The sequence below is a fragment of the Solwaraspora sp. WMMD792 genome (assembly GCF_029626105.1).
GTDB lineage: Bacteria > Actinomycetota > Actinomycetes > Mycobacteriales > Micromonosporaceae > Micromonospora_E.
In genome coordinates this window covers 984,971-1,002,587 of sequence record NZ_JARUBH010000009.1, presented here as the reverse complement: position 1 = coordinate 1,002,587, position 17,617 = coordinate 984,971, and the positions used below count along the sequence as shown (strand labels likewise).

General features: G+C 72.6%; 15 protein-coding genes. 4 read left to right on the top strand and 11 right to left on the bottom strand.

What is annotated here, in order from left to right:
* Both rimO and O7629_RS06085 read right to left on the bottom strand, forming a co-directional pair.
* Positions 1-1,512, bottom strand: a complete 1,512-nt coding sequence (gene rimO / locus O7629_RS06090; RefSeq protein ID WP_278168012.1) for a 30S ribosomal protein S12 methylthiotransferase RimO — start codon at positions 1,510-1,512, stop codon at positions 1-3.
* A gap of 88 nt (positions 1,513-1,600) precedes the next feature.
* Positions 1,601-4,114: a DNA translocase FtsK gene (locus O7629_RS06085; protein ID WP_278168011.1), complete on the bottom strand. Its 2,514-nt coding sequence runs from the start codon at positions 4,112-4,114 to the stop codon at positions 1,601-1,603.
* A 236-nt stretch (positions 4,115-4,350) separates the two neighbouring features.
* Between O7629_RS06085 and O7629_RS06080 the strand changes: the two genes are divergently transcribed.
* The 3 genes from O7629_RS06080 to O7629_RS06070 are packed head-to-tail and all read left to right on the top strand — an operon-like array spanning position 4,351 to position 8,221.
* Positions 4,351-4,821, top strand: a complete 471-nt coding sequence (locus O7629_RS06080; RefSeq protein ID WP_278168010.1) for a YbjN domain-containing protein — start codon at positions 4,351-4,353, stop codon at positions 4,819-4,821.
* A 5-nt stretch (positions 4,822-4,826) separates the two neighbouring features.
* The gene (locus O7629_RS06075; RefSeq protein ID WP_278168009.1) at positions 4,827-6,653 is read left to right on the top strand and encodes an HSP90 family protein; all 1,827 of its coding nucleotides are present in this window, start codon (positions 4,827-4,829) and stop codon (positions 6,651-6,653) included.
* Positions 6,650-8,221 (top strand): YbjN domain-containing protein, encoded by a 1,572-nt coding sequence (locus O7629_RS06070; RefSeq protein WP_278168008.1) that lies wholly within the window; start codon positions 6,650-6,652, stop codon positions 8,219-8,221. Before O7629_RS06075 ends, O7629_RS06070 begins: the two co-directional genes overlap by 4 nt.
* On the opposite strand, the gene O7629_RS06065 is transcribed toward O7629_RS06070, so the two are convergent.
* The 9 genes from O7629_RS06065 to O7629_RS06025 form a co-directional block, all read right to left on the bottom strand.
* A complete protein-coding gene (locus O7629_RS06065) occupies positions 8,178-8,552 on the bottom strand; it encodes a DUF2784 domain-containing protein (protein ID WP_278168007.1) in 375 nt (124 codons plus the stop codon). The genes O7629_RS06070 and O7629_RS06065 overlap by 44 nt on opposite strands.
* A 130-nt stretch (positions 8,553-8,682) precedes the next feature.
* The gene (locus O7629_RS06060; protein ID WP_278168006.1) at positions 8,683-10,260 is read right to left on the bottom strand and encodes a S1 family peptidase; all 1,578 of its coding nucleotides are present in this window, start codon (positions 10,258-10,260) and stop codon (positions 8,683-8,685) included.
* 176 nt (positions 10,261-10,436) lie between these two features.
* Complete coding sequence (locus O7629_RS06055; protein WP_278168005.1) at positions 10,437-10,631, bottom strand: DUF397 domain-containing protein; 195 nt, start codon at positions 10,629-10,631, stop codon at positions 10,437-10,439.
* Positions 10,632-10,723: 92 nt separating this feature from the next.
* Positions 10,724-11,641, bottom strand: a complete 918-nt coding sequence (locus O7629_RS06050; protein WP_278168004.1) for a helix-turn-helix transcriptional regulator — start codon at positions 11,639-11,641, stop codon at positions 10,724-10,726.
* Positions 11,642-11,733: 92 nt separating this feature from the next.
* Entirely contained in the window at positions 11,734-13,422 is a 1,689-nt protein-coding gene (locus tag O7629_RS06045; protein ID WP_278168003.1) for a ribonuclease J, read from the bottom strand.
* Positions 13,419-14,342: a 4-hydroxy-tetrahydrodipicolinate synthase gene (dapA, locus tag O7629_RS06040; RefSeq protein WP_278168002.1), complete on the bottom strand. Its 924-nt coding sequence runs from the start codon at positions 14,340-14,342 to the stop codon at positions 13,419-13,421. Before dapA ends, O7629_RS06045 begins: the two co-directional genes overlap by 4 nt.
* A 60-nt stretch (positions 14,343-14,402) precedes the next feature.
* Positions 14,403-15,158: an FAD-dependent thymidylate synthase gene (thyX, locus tag O7629_RS06035; RefSeq protein ID WP_278168001.1), complete on the bottom strand. Its 756-nt coding sequence runs from the start codon at positions 15,156-15,158 to the stop codon at positions 14,403-14,405.
* An 82-nt stretch (positions 15,159-15,240) separates the two neighbouring features.
* Positions 15,241-15,819 carry a DUF2752 domain-containing protein gene (locus tag O7629_RS06030; protein ID WP_278168000.1) on the bottom strand — a complete coding sequence of 193 codons (579 nt, stop codon included), beginning with the start codon at positions 15,817-15,819 and terminating at the stop codon, positions 15,241-15,243.
* An 89-nt stretch (positions 15,820-15,908) separates the two neighbouring features.
* A complete protein-coding gene (locus tag O7629_RS06025) occupies positions 15,909-17,156 on the bottom strand; it encodes a crosslink repair DNA glycosylase YcaQ family protein (protein WP_278167999.1) in 1,248 nt (415 codons plus the stop codon).
* A 163-nt stretch (positions 17,157-17,319) separates the two neighbouring features.
* On the opposite strand from O7629_RS06025, the gene O7629_RS06020 reads away from it, so the two are divergent.
* On the top strand, positions 17,320-17,598 hold the full coding sequence (locus O7629_RS06020) for a YggT family protein (RefSeq protein WP_278167998.1): 279 nt from the start codon (positions 17,320-17,322) through the stop codon (positions 17,596-17,598).
* Positions 17,599-17,617 lie beyond the last annotated feature (19 nt).

Genomic DNA, 17,617 nt, shown 5'->3' with positions numbered 1-17,617 from the left:
TCACCTGACCGCGGTGGAGAGCGGCCGGTCGGCCGTACCGGACGAGAGCACGTCACTCGGCACTGCCACCAGGTCGACCCCTTCGGTCCCGGTCACCGTCGCCCGGACCAGGTCGCCGGGGCGCAGCATGGCGAGGTCGACCCCGGCTCCGGTGGCGGCGGCGGCGCCGGCCACCAGCGTCGTCGACCCGTCCACCTCCGGTGCCTGGTGCGCGGCCCGACCCTCCACCAGCCCGTCGTCGACGCTGTCGACCAGCACCTCCACCGTCGTGCCGACCCGTTCCTCGGCCCGCTGCGCGCACAACTCGTCGGCCAGCGCACAGATCCGGTCATAGCGCCGCTTCACCGTGGCGGCCCGTACCTTGTCGGGCAGTCCAGCGGCCTCGGTGCCGTCCTCGTCGCTGTAGTCGAACACCCCGATCGCGTCCAACCGGGCCGCGGACAGGAAACGGACCAGTTCGTCGACGTCCGACCGGGTCTCGCCGGGGAACCCGACGATGAAGTTGCTTCGCGCGCCGGCCTGCGGCGCCAGTGACCGGGCCGAGGCCAGCAGGTCGAGGAACCGCCCGGTGGAGCCGAAGCGCCGCATCCGGCGCAGCACCGGCTCACTGGCGTGCTGGAAGGACAGGTCGAAGTACGGTGCCACGCCGGCCGTGGTGGCGATCGTCTCGATCAGGCCCGGACGGGTCTCCGCCGGCTGCAGGTAGCTGACCCGCACCCGGACGATGCCGTCGACGGCGGCCAGCTGTGGCAGCAGCTTCTCCAGCAGCCGCGGATCGCCCAGATCCTTGCCGTACGAGGTCGAGTTCTCGCTCACCAGCACGAGTTCCCGAACGCCGGTGCCGGCCAGCCACTCGGCCTCGGCCAGCAGCTCCTCGGGAACGCGGGAGACGAACGCCCCCCGGAACGCCGGGATGGCGCAGAAGGCGCACCGGCGGTCACAGCCGCTGGCCAGTTTCAGCGACGCCACCGGGCCGCTGGCCAGCCGACGCCGCAGGACCGCGCGAAGGTGCGCGGGGGTGTGCTCGTCGACCGTCGCGTGACCGGGCACGACGACACCGGAGCGCTGCCGGGAAACCGGGGTCAGCGGCAGCATCGTGCGGCGGTCCCGGGGCGCGTGCGCGGGCAGCTGCTCGCCGGCCAGCACCGCCCGCAGCCGGCCGGAGATGTCCGGGTAGTCGTCGAACCCGAGGACGGCCTGCGCCTCAGGCAGGTGCTCGGCGAGCTCCCGGCCGTACCGTTCGGCCATGCAGCCGGCGGCCACCACCTTGGCCCCGCCGTCCGCGGCGTCGAGCAGCGTCTGCACCGAGTCCTGCTTGGCCTTCTCGACGAAGCCGCAGGTGTTGACGAGCACCACGTCGGCACCGTCGGCGTCGGTGGTCACCTGCCAGCCGTCGGCGTCCAGCCGGGCGGCCAACTCTTCCGAGTCGACCTCGTTGCGGGCGCACCCCAGGGTGAGCAGGGCGACGCGCCGGCCGGGCGGTTGGGCGGGAGGCGGGGGAAAAGCAGACACCTGACGAGGGTACCGGGCCACCGGCGTACGGCGGCCGGGCGGCGCGGTGCCGGACGATCCGATCGGTCAGCCGACCGTACCAGTGCGGTCAGCTCGCCTCGACGGCCCGCAGACTCGTCAGCGCGTCCTCCAGCTCGTCCGGCTTGACCAGGACGTCGCGGGCCTTGGAACCCTCGGACGGCCCGACAATGCCCCGGGTCTCCATCAGATCCATCAACCGGCCCGCTTTGGCGAACCCGACCCGCAGTTTGCGCTGCAGCATCGAGGTCGACCCGAACTGCGAGGTCACCACCAGCTCGATCGCCTGGACCAGCAGGTCGAGATCGTCGCCGACGTCCTCGTCGATCTTCTTCTTGTTCTCCTGGGCGGTGGTGAGCACGTCGGGGCGGAACTCCGGCTCGCGCTGCTTCTTGCAGAAGGCGACGATCTCGTCGATTTCCTTCTCGCTGACCCAGGCACCCTGGATACGCAGCGGTTTCGACGCCCCCATCGGCAGGAACAGGCCGTCGCCCCGGCCGATCAGCTTCTCGGCGCCCGGCTGGTCCAGGATGACCCGCGAATCGGACAGCGACGACGTGGCGAAGGCCAGCCGGGACGGCACGTTCGCCTTGATCAGGCCGGTCACCACGTCCACCGACGGCCGCTGGGTGGCCAGCACCAGGTGGATGCCGGCGGCCCGGGCGAGCTGGGTGATCCGGACGACCGAGTCCTCCACGTCCCGGGGGGCGACCATCATCAGGTCGGCCAGCTCGTCGACGATCACCAGCAGGTACGGGTACGGCCGGATCTCCCGCTCGCTGCCGGGGGGAGCGGTGATCTCCCCGGCCCGTACCTTGCGGTTGTAGTCGTCGATGTGCCGGACGCCGTTCGCGGCCAGGTCGTCGTAGCGCATGTCCATCTCGCGTACCACCCACTCCAGCGACTCGGCCGCCTTCTTGGGGTTGGTCACGATCGGGGTGACCAGGTGCGGGATGCCCTCGTACCCGGTCATCTCGACCCGTTTGGGGTCGATCAGCAGCAGCCGTACCTCGTCCGGGGTGGCCCGGCTGAGGATCGAGATGAGCAGCGAGTTCAGGCAGGACGACTTGCCGGCGCCGGTCGCCCCGGCGATCAGGATGTGCGGCATCTTCGCCAGGTTGGCCACCACGAAGCCGCCCTCGATGTCCTTGCCGAGCGCCACCAGCATCGGGTGGTGGTCGGCGCTGGCGGCCCGGGAGCGCAGCACGTCGCCGAGCGACACGTCCTCCCGGTCGGTGTTCGGGATCTCCACGCCGACCGCGCTCTTGCCTGGGATCGGGCTGAGGATCCGCACGTCCGGTGACTTCACCGCGTACGCGATGTTGCGGGAGAGCTGGGTGATCCGCTCCACCTTGACCCCGTGGCCGAGCTCCACCTCGTAGCGGGTCACCGTCGGGCCACGGGTGAACCCGGTGACCGCCGCGTCGACGTCGAACTGCTCGAACACCCCCTGCAGCGCGGCGATCACCTCGTCGTTGGCCTTGCTGCGGGTCTTCGCCGGCGGCCCGGTCCGCAGCAGTTTGGCCGGCGGCAGGCGATAATCCCCGGACAGCCCGGTGATCGCCAACTGCTCGGCGCGGGTCGGGGTCGGGGAATGCTCCGGCGGCTCCGGCGGGGTGCGGGTGGTCGGCACCTTCGCCGCCGGCCGGCGCGGCAGCTCCATCGTCTCCTGCAGATCGAGCGGCTCGGCCGGGGCACCGTCGTCACCGGCCGACGGTGCCGGCGGGGCGTCGGCCGTCCGGCTGGCCTGCCGGCGGCGCGGCGGTCGGCGGCGGGCCCGCTCGTCGCCGGCGGTCTCGTCGTCACCGGCGTCGTCACTGGCGTCGGCCGAGGTCGGACCGGACTCCGGCCCTCGCCCGGTCACCACCCCGGCGAGCAGCCCGAGCCGCTCCGGGATCCGGTTGATCGGAGTGGCGGTGACGACCAGCAGACCGAAGATCAGCAGCAGGATCAGCAGCGGTACGCCGACCCAGTAGCTGACCGTGCGCTCCAGTACCGTACCGACGCCGAGCCCGATCAGCCCGCCGGCGTAGTCACGCTGCAGGTCGTCGTCGGGGCGTTGGCCGATGTGCAGCAGCCCCGCCGTGGCGACCAGCATCGCCGACCAGCCGACCAGCCCGCGGCCCCGGGGTTCCGGCTCCTCCGGTGGGTCACGCATCAGCCGGACCGCGCCGATCAGCAGCAGCAACGGCACGGCGACCGCGATCGCGCCGACGAACAGCCGCATCATGTCCGCGACGCGGACTCCGAACGGACCGGCCGCGCCGAACCAGATCGCCATCGAGGTGAGGATGGCCAGGCCGAGTACGAACAGCCCGGCACCGTCACGCCGGTGCTCCGGGCTCAGCTCCCGCGCGGTGGCCGCCCGACGACCGGCGGTACGCACCGCCCAGCCGACGCCGTGCGCCAGCCCCATCCAGGTGGCGCCGACCGCGCGACCGACCAGGACTGCCGGCGAGTTGCGGGCCGGGCGCCGACGGGCCGTCGGGCGCTTGCGGGCCGGGGTCCGGGCACGACCGGTCGCGGCGCCGCGGCTGGTCGACCCGCCACGCCGCCGATTCGCCTGGGAGGTTCGGCCGGCCATAGAGTCCCACGGTAACCCCACCGGCATACAAACCCTCGCTTTTCCGGGTCGTGTCCGAACCACGCGGGGCGGCGCGGCTGTGCCACCATTCCGAACGGCCCCTACTGTCCCCCGGGCCACGACGACGCCGTCCATCGCCGGACCCCCGTCCGGACATCGCCGGCCCGTCCGCGCGCCGGCTGCCGGCCGGAGCGCGAGGCCCGCCGTCCGACGTGCCGTACCGAAAGGACCACCGCATGCCCCCGCCGGACCCAGACGACCTGCCCGACGCGCCCTCCGGCGGTGGTGCGATGCAGGTGCTGCGGCCGCTGACCACCGCGATGATCGCCGAGACCCTCACCTCCCGTGGTTACCACTTCCAGGCCGACTCCGACGGCGACCTGGTCGGCCGGTGGAACGACAACCTGATCGTGTTCTCCCGGCTCGGACCCAACGGCGAGGTGCTGCGGGTCCGGACCATCGCGTCGACCCTGTTCACCGTGGACGACGTACCCGCGCTGTACGCCTTCTGCAACGAGTGGAACCACGACCGGCTGTGGCCCAAGACCTTCGTCCACGTCGACGACGACGGCACCGCCCGGGTCTGCGGTGAGCTGATCACCGCGTTGGAACGTGGAGTCAGCGCCCCGCAGCTCGACCACCTGCTCGACTGCGGGATCGCCACCGGGTGCCAGGTCTGCGACGCCGTCGCCGAGTTGGCGGGCTGACCCGGATGGAACGCCGTTTCCAGGTCGATCTGCGCGGCATCGTCGACCTGCTCAGCCACCACCTGTACGCCAGCCCTCGGGTGTTCGCCCGGGAGCTGGTGCAGAACGCCACCGACGCGATCACCGCCCGGCGCGAGGCCGAGCCCGACTGGGCCGGCGGTACCGTCCGGATCGAGCCCACCGCCGACGGTGGCCTGCGGGTGCACGACGACGGCATCGGCCTGACCGAACCGCAGGTGCACACCTTCCTGGCCAGCGTCGGGCGTACCTCCAAACGGGACGACCTGGGCTTCGCCCGGCAGGACTTCCTCGGCCAGTTCGGCATCGGCCTGCTGTCGTGCTTCATGGTCGCCGACACCGTCGAGGTGGTGACCCGTTCGGCCCGGGGCGGACCGGCGGTGCGCTGGATTGGGTACGCCGACGGGCGCTACACCACCGAGGTCGACGACGCCGCACGCGGACCGGTCGGCACCACCGTCACGCTGCGTCCCCGCGCCGACGCCGGACACTGGCTGGCCGCCGACCAGGTCCGCGACCTGGTCCGCGACTACGCCCGGCTGCTGGACGTCCCGGTGCTGTTCTGCCCGCCCGGAGGCGAGCCGGTCCGGCTGACCGAGCCGCAGGCCCCGTGGGAGGTGGTCCACGCCGACCCGGCGGCCCGCCGGGAGGCGCTGCTGGACTACGGCGCGACGCTGCTCGGTGCCCGACCGATGGACGTGATCGACCTGCGGGTGCCGGAAGCCGGGCTGGTCGGCGTCGGCTTCGTGCTGCCGTCGGCGTCGACGGTCGGCCAGGGCGGCCACCGGGTCTACCTGAAACGGATGCTGCTCAGCGACGACGCCAGCAAACTGCTGCCGGAGTGGGCGTTCTTCGTCCGGTGCGTGGTCGACACCTCCGTGCTGCGCCCCACCGCCAGCCGCGAGGCCCTCTACGAGGACGACCTGCTCGGCGCGGTCCGCGACGGGCTCGGCGAGCAGATCCGCAGCTGGCTGCTGGAGCTGTCGGTCAGCCAGCCGGAACGGCTCGCCGCTTTCCTGCGGGTGCACCACCTCGGGGTCAAGGCGCTCGCCGTCCGCGACGACGAGATGCTGCGGCTGGTCGACTCGTGGCTGCCGTTCGAGACCAGCCGGGGGATGATGCCGCTGCGGCTGTTCCGCCAGCATCTGGCGATGATCCGGTACGTGGAGACGGTCGACGAGTTCCGGTCACTGGCCGCGATCGCGTCCGCCGCCGGTACGCCGATCGTCAACGCCGGCTACGCCTACGACGCGGAGATCCTGCAGCGCCTGCCCCGGCTGGACCCGGCGATCCGTACCCGCCGGCTGGACCCTGGCGAGCTGGCCGCCCGGTTGGAGAGTCTTTCGCCCGGGCAGCTGGCGGTGGCGGAGACTTTCCTGGCCACCGCCCGCGCGGTGCTGGCCGAGCTGGACTGCGTACCGCAGCTGCGGCAGTTCGACCCGGTCACGGTGCCGGCCCTGTACGTCCTCGGCCAGGCCGCCCGCGAGCAGGACAGTGTGCGCCGTGCGGTGGCCGGCTCCGACGAGCTGTGGTCGGAGGTGCTGTCCGCGTTCGCCGATGTCGACGTCGACCACCGCCCGGAGCTGGTCTTCAACTGGCGGCACCCGCTGATCCGCCGGCTCGCCGGGCAACCGGCGGGAGCGGCGCTGCGCAACGCCGTCGAGGCGCTGTACGGCCAGGCGCTGCTCGCCGGTCACCATCCGTTGCGGGCGGTGGACAGCGCCGCGCTCAACCGGTCCTTCCTGGCCCTGCTGGACCGGGCCTTCACCGATCCGGCCGCCGGGCCGGGCACCCCCACCGAGGAGACCCCGTGACCGCCGAGGAGCTGGTCCAGGCGCTGGACGAGGCCACCGACCTGCCCGACGGCGACGGCAAGATCGCCGAGCTGGAACGGATCGCCGCGCACGCCGACGCGGCCGGGCAGGCACGGATCGGCTTCGACGCGCGGATGGCGCTGATCGAGACGTACAACCACCACACCGAACGCTGGCGGATGCTGCCGGCGTTCGGCTGGTGTCTGAGCACCTTCGACCGTTATCCGGAGCTGTTCGAGCCGTGGGACGCCGAGCTGCTGCGCTGGTACCACAAGTGGGCGGTCGCCACGCTGCGCGGCACGCCCCGGGTGGGTCTGGCGCAGACCCGGGCCGCGCTGGACGACATGGAGCGCCGGTTCACCGCCAGTGGGCAGAGCCTGCAGGCGGTGTACAACCTGCGCTGCAAGATCGCCGACCATGTCGGCGACGAGGCCCAGGCCCGGCAGTGGCTGGACCGGTGGCGCACGGCCCCACGGGACGAGAACAGCGACTGCGCCGGCTGCGACCCGTCCCGCCAGGCCGAGCTGCTCGCCGGCTGGGGTGAGTGGGAGGCGGCGCTGGCGATCGCCGAACCGGTGCTCAGCGGTGCGGTCGGCTGCACCGAGCAGCCGGAGAAGGCGCTGGTCGCGGTGATCATGCCGTACCTGCGGCTGGGCCGGTACGCCGACGCGGCGCAGGCGCATGTCCGGGCGTACCGGCGGCACCGGCACGAACGCGACGCCTTCCCCTACCTGGCCGAGCATCTGCGGTTCTGCGCGGCGGTCGGTCAGCATGAGCGTGGCCTGGCGATCCTCGGGGAGCATCTGGAGTGGCTCGACCGGCCCTACGACGACGCTTCGGCGATGGAGTTCGCCGCCGCCGGTGCCCTGGTCTGCCGGCTGGCGGCCGCTGCCGGCCACGGCGACGAGACGGTCCACCGGCAGGAGTACGGTGACCGGCCGGCCGCAGACCTACCGGTGGCCACGCTCGGCGCGCAGCTGGCCGCCGCCGCCACCGAGCTGGCGGGCCGGTTCGACGCCCGCAACGGCACCGACCACCAGTCGCGGCGGATCGCCGGCTGGCTGGCCGCCGAGCCGCTGACCGACGCCGTCGAGCTGCCGGCCGATCAGCCGGCCACCGGCGGCGAGGTCGGCGTACCGCCAGCGGGCGGCACCCCGGACGTGGTCTCGCCGTTGACCCTGGAGGGCATCACGGCGGCGCTCAACGAACGCGGCGACCGGTACTTCGTCGACGACAACGGGGTGGTCGGTGGCAAGTGGGGACACGCGGTGATCCACTTCGAGCGACTCGGCGAGCAGCAGCGGGTGCTGCACAGCCGGGTGCTGGCCGACCGGCGGCTGCCGGCGGACCGGCTGGCCGAGGCGTACCGGTTCTGCAACTCGTGGAACCACGACCGGCTGCTGCCGAAGGCCTATGTGCACGACACCGGGTCCGGCGAGCTGATCCTGGCCGGCGACGTGAGCACCGACCTGGCGTACGGGGTCAGCGGGGCGCAGCTCGCCGCGCTGGTGAACGCGGCGGTGATCACCGGGGCGCAGTTCGCCGACGCCGTCGCCGAACTGCCCTGAGCACCCCGGCCCAGCTGACCACGACGACCCCGGCCAGCACCAGCCGGGCCGCCCAGGCGTACTGGTCGGGGTAGATCACCCCGGTCAGGTAGCGCTCGACGAACCCCTCGTCGAAGCCGACCTGGCCGGCCCGGCGGCGGGACCAGTGCTCGGCGACGGTGAGCGGGCAGCTCAGGTTGGCCGCCACCACCAGCACTCCCCAACCCGCCGCGGTCAGGTGCAGCCAGATCGTCCGCGGCCACCGCCAGGCCAGGAACCCGCCGACCGCCAGGTAGGCGAGGAACCCGAAGTGTGCCGTCAGGATGACGACGGTCAGCAGCTCGTAGCCCATGGTGACCTCCCCGTAGGCCAGGCTACGAGCGCCGGTCGACGGCCGACAGGGTACGCGTACTCAGCGGTGCGACGGGGAGTGCGCCGTCCCCGGGGAGGGCGGTCCCCGGGGACGGCGCGGCGGGTGGCGGTCAGTTCACCGAGAACCCGAGGAGGTAGCCACCCACGCCTCGACCGGACTGCACCCGGTACCGGTAGGCACCGGCGGGTCCGGAGAAACTCAACCGGGTCACCGTGGCCCCGGCGCGGTCGCCCCGGGCGACCGTACGCCAGCCGTCGGCGGTGAAGCGTTGCAGCGTAAGCCGGAAGGCAGTGCCGGCCGGTGCCTGCAGGCAGGCGCTGTGCCGTCCGGCACCGGCCCGGAAGAACCGTCCGTCCGGCTGGATCTGTCGGCCACCGGCCCGGGTCAGTTCGCCGTCACGCAGCACCGTGTGGTCGGCGCACGGGCTCTGCGGCGGGTCCGCCGGCTGGGTCGGCGCCGACGTCGGTACGGCGGTCGGCGCGCCGGTCGGCGGGGCCGCACCGTCCTCGGTGGTGACCAGGGTCAGGTTGTTGACCTGCAGGATCTCGGCCAGCGGCTGGAAGAAGGTGACGCCACCGGTGCGGCAGTTGCCGGAGCCGCCCGAGGTGACGCCCTGCGCCTGGTCGCCGGAGAGCCAGGCACCGCCGGAGTCGCCGGGTTCGGCGCAGACGTCGGTACGGGTCAGCCCGCTGACCGCACCCTCCGGGTAGTTGACCGTGACGTCCTTGGCCCGGATCACGCCGCACCGGGTCCCGGTGGTCGACCCGGAGCGGCAGATGCTGGCCCCGACCGGCGCTTCCACGCTGCCGGCGACCGGCAGGTTGTTGCCGTTGAAGTCGTTGACCACCGGCTGCGGCGTCCAGTCGTCGTCGACCGCGACGAACGCCCAGTCGTCGCCGGGGAACGACGACGCCTGGAACACGCCCTGCGCCTGCCGGTTGAACCCGGTGGTGGTGTCGCCGGGGCGGCCGCAGTGCCCGGCGGTGACGAAGCCGCCTACCACGGAGAAGCCGACCGAGCACCGGCCACCGGCACCGATGAAGTACGGGTCGCCGCCGCGCACGTCGAACAGCGGCACCGGCGCCTCGTCGGAGGCGTCCACCCGGACCGCGTCGGCCGGCACTCCGGCGGCGGCGGCGAAGTCCCGGGCGGCGGCCTGGGCGCCGGGCCGGGCGAGCAGCACCACGGTGTTGTCGGCCAGGTCGACGTACCAGCCGGCCAGGTCGGGGCTGGCGGCGTCGCCCACCCGGTCCAGGCTCTCCTTCACGCCGGTCAACTGCTGCTGGCTGCGGGCCACCAGGCGGGCCTCGGCACCGGCGGCGCGGATCCGGTCCAGCTGTGCGGGGTCGGTCACCGCGACGACGAGGTCGGCGCCGTCGCGGCTGATCCACGCGCCCGCGTACGCCGCGTCGAGGTCGGCCCGCAGAACGTCGACGGTACGGGTGGCCCAGCGTTCGGTGGCCAGCCGGGTCCGGGCGTCCGCCGCGCTGACGCCGAGGTCGCGACGCAGCGCGTCGACGAGGTCGTCGTGCGCGCCGGCCGGCTGACCGTCGGTGCCGGCCGGCTGACCGGTGCCGGGGTCGCCGTCGGTCGGGTCGTCGCCGGCAACGGCCGGCAGGGTCACCGCGGCGAGCAGCCCGACCGCGGCGACGGTGATTCCGGCGGTGACGATCCGGCGGCGACGCATCCGTACCTCCTCTGCGGCTGGCGTCGGGTAGACGCCGGCAGGTGGTACGGAGGACACCGGTCGATGGATCGACCCGTACGGATGCCGAATGTCACAGCCGGGTTGGTGAACCGCCCGGGGCAGCGCCGCGTATGAACCCTTGGCCGAGTCGGTGGGAGGCGGCCTCCACCCGCCTCCTACCGGCCGGCGAAGTCGCCTCGGTTGACCCCGCGCAGGAACCGTCGCCACTGCTGCCGGTCGACGTCCAGCCAGGGCCCGTCCGGCTCGGCCGAGTCGCGCAGCGCCACGTCGCCGGAGGCGGTCACGGTGGCTTCCAGGCACGCGTTGGTGTCGCACCGGCTGCTCCGCCACCAGCCGCGATATGTCCGCATCATAGCTTTTCCTCCGCTTCAGACTTAATGCCGATTATTCGGCATTTGCCTGGTTAACGCGGCAGCTGGCCCGGCCGATACGCGACCGGAACTCACCCACCGACGGACGGGGCCTGCGCGACCGGCAGATCGGCGGTCAACGCCGCCGTCCGCTCGGTGATCAACCGGGCCGAGGTCGCCTCGTCGTGGGCCGAGTCCCAGATGTGCGCGAAGTAGTCGCGGTGCCGGCTGATCCGCTGCGCCGCGTGGACGATCTCGTCCAGCAGGATGCCCTCGCGGTAGAGCAGCGCGTTCTCCTCGTCGCCGAAGTCGAGCAGCGTGAACGGCGCCAGCATCGCCATGATCGCCGCGTCGGCGAACGGCACGATCCGCACCCGCACGTTCGGTCGCCGCGCCACCCGTAGCAGGGCGGCGAACTGCCCGGCCATCACCCGCGGCCCGCCGATCGTGCGCCACAGCACCGACTCGTCCAACACCAGGTGGAACTCCGGCGGATCGGGTCGGTCCAGCACCTGGTCACGGCGACGCAGCCGGGCCTCGAGCCGCAGCGCCCGGTCGGCCTCCGGCAGCTCACTGCGCCAGAAGTTCAACACGAACTCGCCGTACTCGCGGGTCTGCAGCAGCCCCGGGATCAACGTCGGCTGGAACACCCGGATGGCGCTGGCCTCGCCCTCCAACTGCAGCAACTGCAGCATCGCCGGAGTCAGGTGCTCCCGGTAGCGCGGCTCGTCCCACCAGCCCCGCAACCGGGAGGTACGGGCGTCGCGCAGCAGCCGCTCGGCCCGGTCGGCGTCCACCACGCCGTACAGCTCCAGCAGGGCCCGCAGATCGGTGGTGGAGACGGAGACGCTGCCCTTCTCGATCCGGTTGACCTTGGAGACCGACCAGTCGAGGGCGTCCGCTACCTTGCCCTGGGTCAGCCCGGCCGACTCCCGGGCGCGACGCAGCGCGAGTCGGAGCCTGCGCCGCGCCGCCGCAGGGGACTCGCCGGAGCCGGGATCGCCTGGCACGCCAGCCTTCTCGTCACGACAGTGGGTAACTGTCCGACCAGTATGCCCGTCGACCGGCCGCCCGGTCAGCCCCGGCGGGCCTCAGGACGTCTTCAAACCTCCACCACGGTCGGTACGATCATCGGCCGGCGGCGGTACGCGTCGTTGACCCAGCGGCCGACGATCCGGCGGACCACCTGCTGCAGCTGGTGTGGATCGGTGATGCCGTCGGCAGCGGCCCGACCCAACGCCTCGGTGATCAACGGGACGACCGCGTTGAACGCCTCCGGGTCCTCGGAGAAGCCCTTCGCCGACACCGTCGGCCCACCGACCACCTTGCCGGTCACCGAGTCGACCACCACGGTCGCCGCGATGAACCCGCCGTCGCCGAGGATCCGCCGCTCGGTCAGCAGCGACTCGCCGACGTCGCCGACCGCGAGACCGTCGACGTAGACGTACCGGCTCTTGACGTGCCCGACCAGGGTGGCGTGCCCGTCCACCAGGTCGACGACGTCGCCGTCCTCGCAGAGCACCACCCGCTGCGGGTCGAGACCGGACTCGATGCCGAGCCGGGCGTGCGCCCGCAGGTGCCGCCACTCGCCGTGCACCGGCAGCAGGTTGCTCGGCCGCACCACGTTGAGCAGGTAGAGCAACTCCCCCGCCGGCGCGTGACCGGAGACGTGCACCTTGGCGGTCTCCTTGTGGATCACGGTCGCCCCGGCCCGGGCCAGCTGGTTGATCACCCGGTAGACCGAGGTCTCGTTGCCCGGCACCAGCGAACTGGCCAGCACCACGGTGTCGCCGGGCGCGACGGTGATGTGCCGGTGGTCACCGGTCGCCATCCGGCCCAACGCGCTCATCGGCTCGCCCTGCGACCCGGTGGACATCAGCACGATCCGGTCCGGCGGCAGCGCCGTCGCCTCGTCCAGCCCGACCACCAGGCCGGCCGGGATCCGCAGCAGACCGAGGTCCCGGGCGATGCCCATGTTGCGCACCATCGACCGGCCGATCAGCGCGACCTTGCGGTCGTACTCGTACGCCGAGTCGATCACCTGCTGCACCCGGTGCACATGGGAGGCGAAGCTCGCCACGATGATCCGGCCGGTGGCCTTGCCGAAGATCGAGTCGAGCACCGGCCCGATGTCGCGTTCCGGGGTGACGAAGCCGGGGGTCTCGGCGTTGGTCGAGTCGGACAGCAGCAGGTCGACGCCTTCGGCACCGAGCCGGGCGAAGCCGGCCAGGTCGGTGATCCGCCCGTCCAGCGGCAGCTGGTCCATCTTGAAGTCACCGGTGTGCAGCACCAGGCCGGCCGGGGTGCGGATCGCCACCGCGAGCGCATCCGGGATCGAGTGGTTCACCGCGAGGAACTCGCACTCGAACGGCCCGATCCGCTCCCGCTGACCCTCGCGCACGGTCAACGTGTAGGGCTCGATCCGCCGCTCGGCCAGCTTCGCCTCGACCAGCGCCAGGGTGAACTGGGAGCCCACCAACGGGATGTCCGGTTTGTGGGCGAGCAGGTACGGCACCGCGCCGATGTGGTCCTCGTGGCCGTGGGTCAGCACGATCGCCTGGACGTCGGCGAGCCGGTCCAGGATCGGGGCGAAGTCCGGCAGGATCAGGTCGACCCCGGGCTGCTCCACGTCCGGGAAGAGCACCCCGCAGTCCACCACCAGCAGTTTGCCGTCGAACTCGAAGACGGTCATGTTGCGACCGATCGCGCCGAGACCGCCCAGCGGGATGACCCGCAGCCCGCCCGGCGGCAGCTGCGGCGGCAGGTCCAGCTCCACGTGTGCCTGGCTCACGGCAGCTCCAGTCCGGCGTCGGCGCAGTCGGCCCGCAGCTGGTCCAGCTCGGCGTCGGTGGCCTCGACCAGCGGCGAGCGCACCGGACCGGCGGGCAGGTCGAGCACCCCGAGCGCCGCCTTGACCAGGATCGTGCCGGGGCTGCGGAAGATGCCGGTGAACAGCGGCAGCAACCGGCGGTGCAGGGCCAGCGCGGCGGCGTGCTCGCCAGCGACGTACGCCTCGATCATCTGCTTGGTCAACGCACCGGTCAGGTGGGTCGAGGTGCCGACCAGCCCGACGCCGCCGATCGCCAGCGTCGGCAGGGTGAGCGCGTCGTCGCCGCAGTAGAACGCCAGGTCGGTGCGGCCGGTCACCCAGGAGGTGGCGGCCAGGTCACCCTTGGCGTCCTTGACCGCGACGATCCGCTCGTGCTCGCCGAGCCGGGCCAGGGTCTCACTGCTCATCGCGATGCCGGTGCGGTGCGGGATGTCGTACGCCATGATCGGCAGCCCGGTCGCGTCGGTGACCTCGGTGAAGTGCCGGACCACCCCGGCCTGCGGCGGCTTGTTGTAGTAGGGCGCGACCACCAGCAGCCCGTGCGCGCCGACCTTCTCGGCGGCGACCGCCAGCTCGACCGTGTGCCGGGTGTCGTTGGTGCCGACACCGGCGACCACCCGGGCCCGGTCCCCGACCGCGTCGATGACGACCCGGAGCAGTTGCTCCTTCTCGGCATCGGTGGTGGTCGGCGACTCGCCGGTGGTGCCGCTGATCACCAGGGCGTCGTTGGCCTGCTCGTCGACCAGGTAGCTGGCCAGCCGGGCGGCGCCGTCGAGGTCGAGCGAGCCGTCGTCGTTCATCGGGGTGACCATGGCGGTCAGGAGTCGCCCGAACGGGGTCGGTGTCCCCGCCCCGGGACCGGCTAGGTGGTGCTGCGTCATACGGACAACCTATCGGACGGCCGCATCGCGTTCTCAGCGCTGGTGGTGCGGGCCGGCGGCCTACTCCCCCTGCCGGGTGTACGGGCTCGCGGCGACCTCGCTGCCGTCCGGCAACCGGCTGATCTCGAAGTCGGCGAAGACGCTCGGCGCCACCCGCTGCAACTGCCGCAGGCACTCCACCGCCAGGTCGCGGATCTCCACGTCGGCGTGCTCGGTGGCCCGCATCCCGATGAAGTGCCGCCATGCGCGGTAGTTGCCGGTGACCACGATCCGGGTCTCGGTGGCGTTCGGCAGCACCGCCCGGGCCGCCTGGCGGGCCTGCTTACGGCGCAGCGTCGGGTTGGGTTCGTCGACGAACCGCTTCTCCAGACCCTCCAGCAGCTCGGTGTAGGCCCGCACGCTCGCCTCGGCGGCGGCGACGAACTGCTGGTGCAGCTCGGGATCCTCGGCGATCACCGCCGGCTCGACCATGGCCGCGTCGCGCTCCGGCACGTACCGCTGGGACAGCTGGGAGTAGGAGAAGTGCCGGTGCCGGATCAGCTCGTGGGTCAGCGACCGGGAGATCCCGGTCAGGTAGAACGTGACACTGCCGTGCTCCAGCACCGACAGGTGCCCGCTGTCCAGGATGTGCCGCAGGTAGCCGGCGTTGGTGGCGGTCGCCGGGTTGGGCTTGCGCCACGACTGGTAGCAGGCCCGGCCAGCGAACTCGGCCAAGGCCTGACCACCGTCGGCGTCGGTCGACCAGTCGACGTCGGCGGGCGGCTGGAACTGGGTCCAGGCGATCAGCGTGACCTGCGGCGACACGATTTCCGGCATTTCTCGGACTCTAGTTGCGGCCGGCACCACGGGCAAACACAGCCCTCCCGCTCGGGCCGGCCCGCTGGGCAGGCCGCGGTGGTCAGACGTAGAACCAGCTGAACGGCTCCCACGGCAGGTTGCGCAGCACCGAGAACGCCAGCCAGACGCCCAGCGACCAGCCGACCGCCGTCGGGCTGAGCGACAGCTGCGGCAGCCGCCAGCGGAACAGCTGCTGGCCGACCCAGGCCAGGTAGACGTAGAGCAGGAACGGAACGGCGAAGACCACCAGCAGGTGGTGCCGGGCGGCAGCGCCGAGATCACCGTTGAGCAGGTACCAGACCGCCCGCGTCCCGCCGCAGCCTGGGCAGTCCAGTCCGGTGGTCAGCTTCAGCAGACAACTGGGCGCCGCCTCCGCGCTGCTGGTCGTCGGATCGGTGATCACCGTGTAACCGGCGGCCGCGCCGATACAGCCGAGCACCGCCAGCGGGGCCAGCCAGCGCGGCGATCGGGCCCAGAGCCGGTTGACCAGGCGGGTGAACCGGTCCGGTTGGGCCTGCGGCTGGTACGCGTACTGCTGGTGATAGTGGGAGTGATCGTCCGGGTAGGGACCGGCGTCGCCGGGCGGTGCCGGACCGTCACCGACGGGCCGTTGCACCGCCACGCCGTCTGGACCCGCCATCCGTCATGCCTCCCTCGATGCCGATCGTCCCACCGTACACGGGCCGGTCCCGCCGGCTCAGCCAACGACCACGCCGCGCACCCGCCCGGTCAGCCAACGACCACGCCGCGCGTACCGGCGGCGGGCAACGCCCGGGTCAGCGGGCCGGCCAGGTCGCCGGCGGCCGGTGTCGCGACCTCGGACAGGCCGAGCCAGCCGGCCAGCCGGGTCAGCTCGCCGGCCAGGGCGGTCGCGGTCCGCTCCGGATCGGTGGTGGCGTCCGGCACCGGCCAGGCGGCCGGCACCCGCAGCACCCCGGCGGCCCGGTCCGCCTTGAGGTCGACCAGCGCGGTCAGCCGGTCGCCTTCGAGAAACGGCAGTACGTAGTAGCCGTGCACCCGCTGCGCGGCAGGTACGTAGATCTCGATCCGGTACCGCAGCCCGAACAGCCGCTCGGTGCGGGCCCGCTCCCACACCACCGGGTCGAACGGGCTGAGCAGCGTGGCGGCGCGGATCCAGCGCGGCAGCCGGGTCTGGTGGTGCAGGTAGGCGGTCTGCGACCAGCCCTGCACCCGGACCGGGCGCAGGATGCCGTCGGCGACCAGGTCGGCGACGACCGGCCGGACCGCCGCCGCCGACAGCCGGAAGTAGTCACGCAGCTCCGGCTCGGCGGCCACGCCGAGGCAACGGGCGGCGATCTCGACCAGCTGCCGGTGCGCCTGCGCCTCGGTCGGCGTCGGCGCGGCGACGACCCGGGGCGGCAGCACCCGCTCCGGCACGTCGTAGCGGCGGGCGAAGGTGCTGGTCCGCCCGGCGGAGCTGATCTCACCGGCCCAGAACAGGTACTCCAGGGCGGTCTTGACCGCCGACCAGTTCCACCCCCAGTTGCCGCTCGGCCGTGTCGCGTCCTGCTCGAGCTGCGCGGCGGTCACCGGGCCGCGCGCGCGAACCTCGGCGAGCACCCGGTCGACCAGCTCCGGCTGCTCGACGGCGATGCGTCGGATGCCGCCCCAGGCGTCGTCGCGGGCGCGGGCCATCCGCCAGCGCAGCGCCGGCTGCAGATCGACCGGGATCAACGACGCCTCATGGCCCCAGTACTCGAACAGCTCCCGGGGGGCGTGACCGGCGGCCCGGTCCAGCAGGTCGGTCGGGTACGGACCGAGCCGGCTGTACAGCGGCAGGTAGTGGGCGCGCTGCAGGACGTTGACCGAGTCGATCTGGATCAGACCGACCCGGTCCAGCACCCGGCGCAGGTGCCGACGGGTCGGCACCCCGGTCGGCGCGGGATCGGCGAAGCCCTGAGCGGCCAGGGCGATCCGGCGGGCCTGGGCGAGCGAGAGACTGTCTGGTGCGGGCATCGCCAGGCAAGCTACCGCCCCGGTACGACATTTGCCGGCGGTGCCGGATGGCCCGGCAGCCAAGCGCGGTTGATCGCCTCGTCCGCCCCGGCGATTCTCAGCGACCACACACGGTCGCCAGGCATAGTGGAACGCTCACCGGTCGTCCTGGAGGTCTGCCCCGATGGGTCCCCTGCTCGCACTTCTGAGTCTGCTACTGCTGGTCTTCCAGTTGCTGCTCATCGCCCGCGCGATCCTCGACTGGAGCACCGTGCTGGCCGGGCCGAGCCCGCGTGACTCGCTCCGCTCCCGCGCCACCGCCGCTTTGCACACGGTGACCGAGCCGGTGCTGGCCCCGGTCCGACGGGTGCTGCCGCCGCTGCGCGTCGGCGGCGCCGCCATCGACCTCTCCTTCATCGTCGTCTTCGTCGCCATCGCGCTGATCCGGGCGTTGCTGCCCTGACCCGGCCACCGGTACGGCG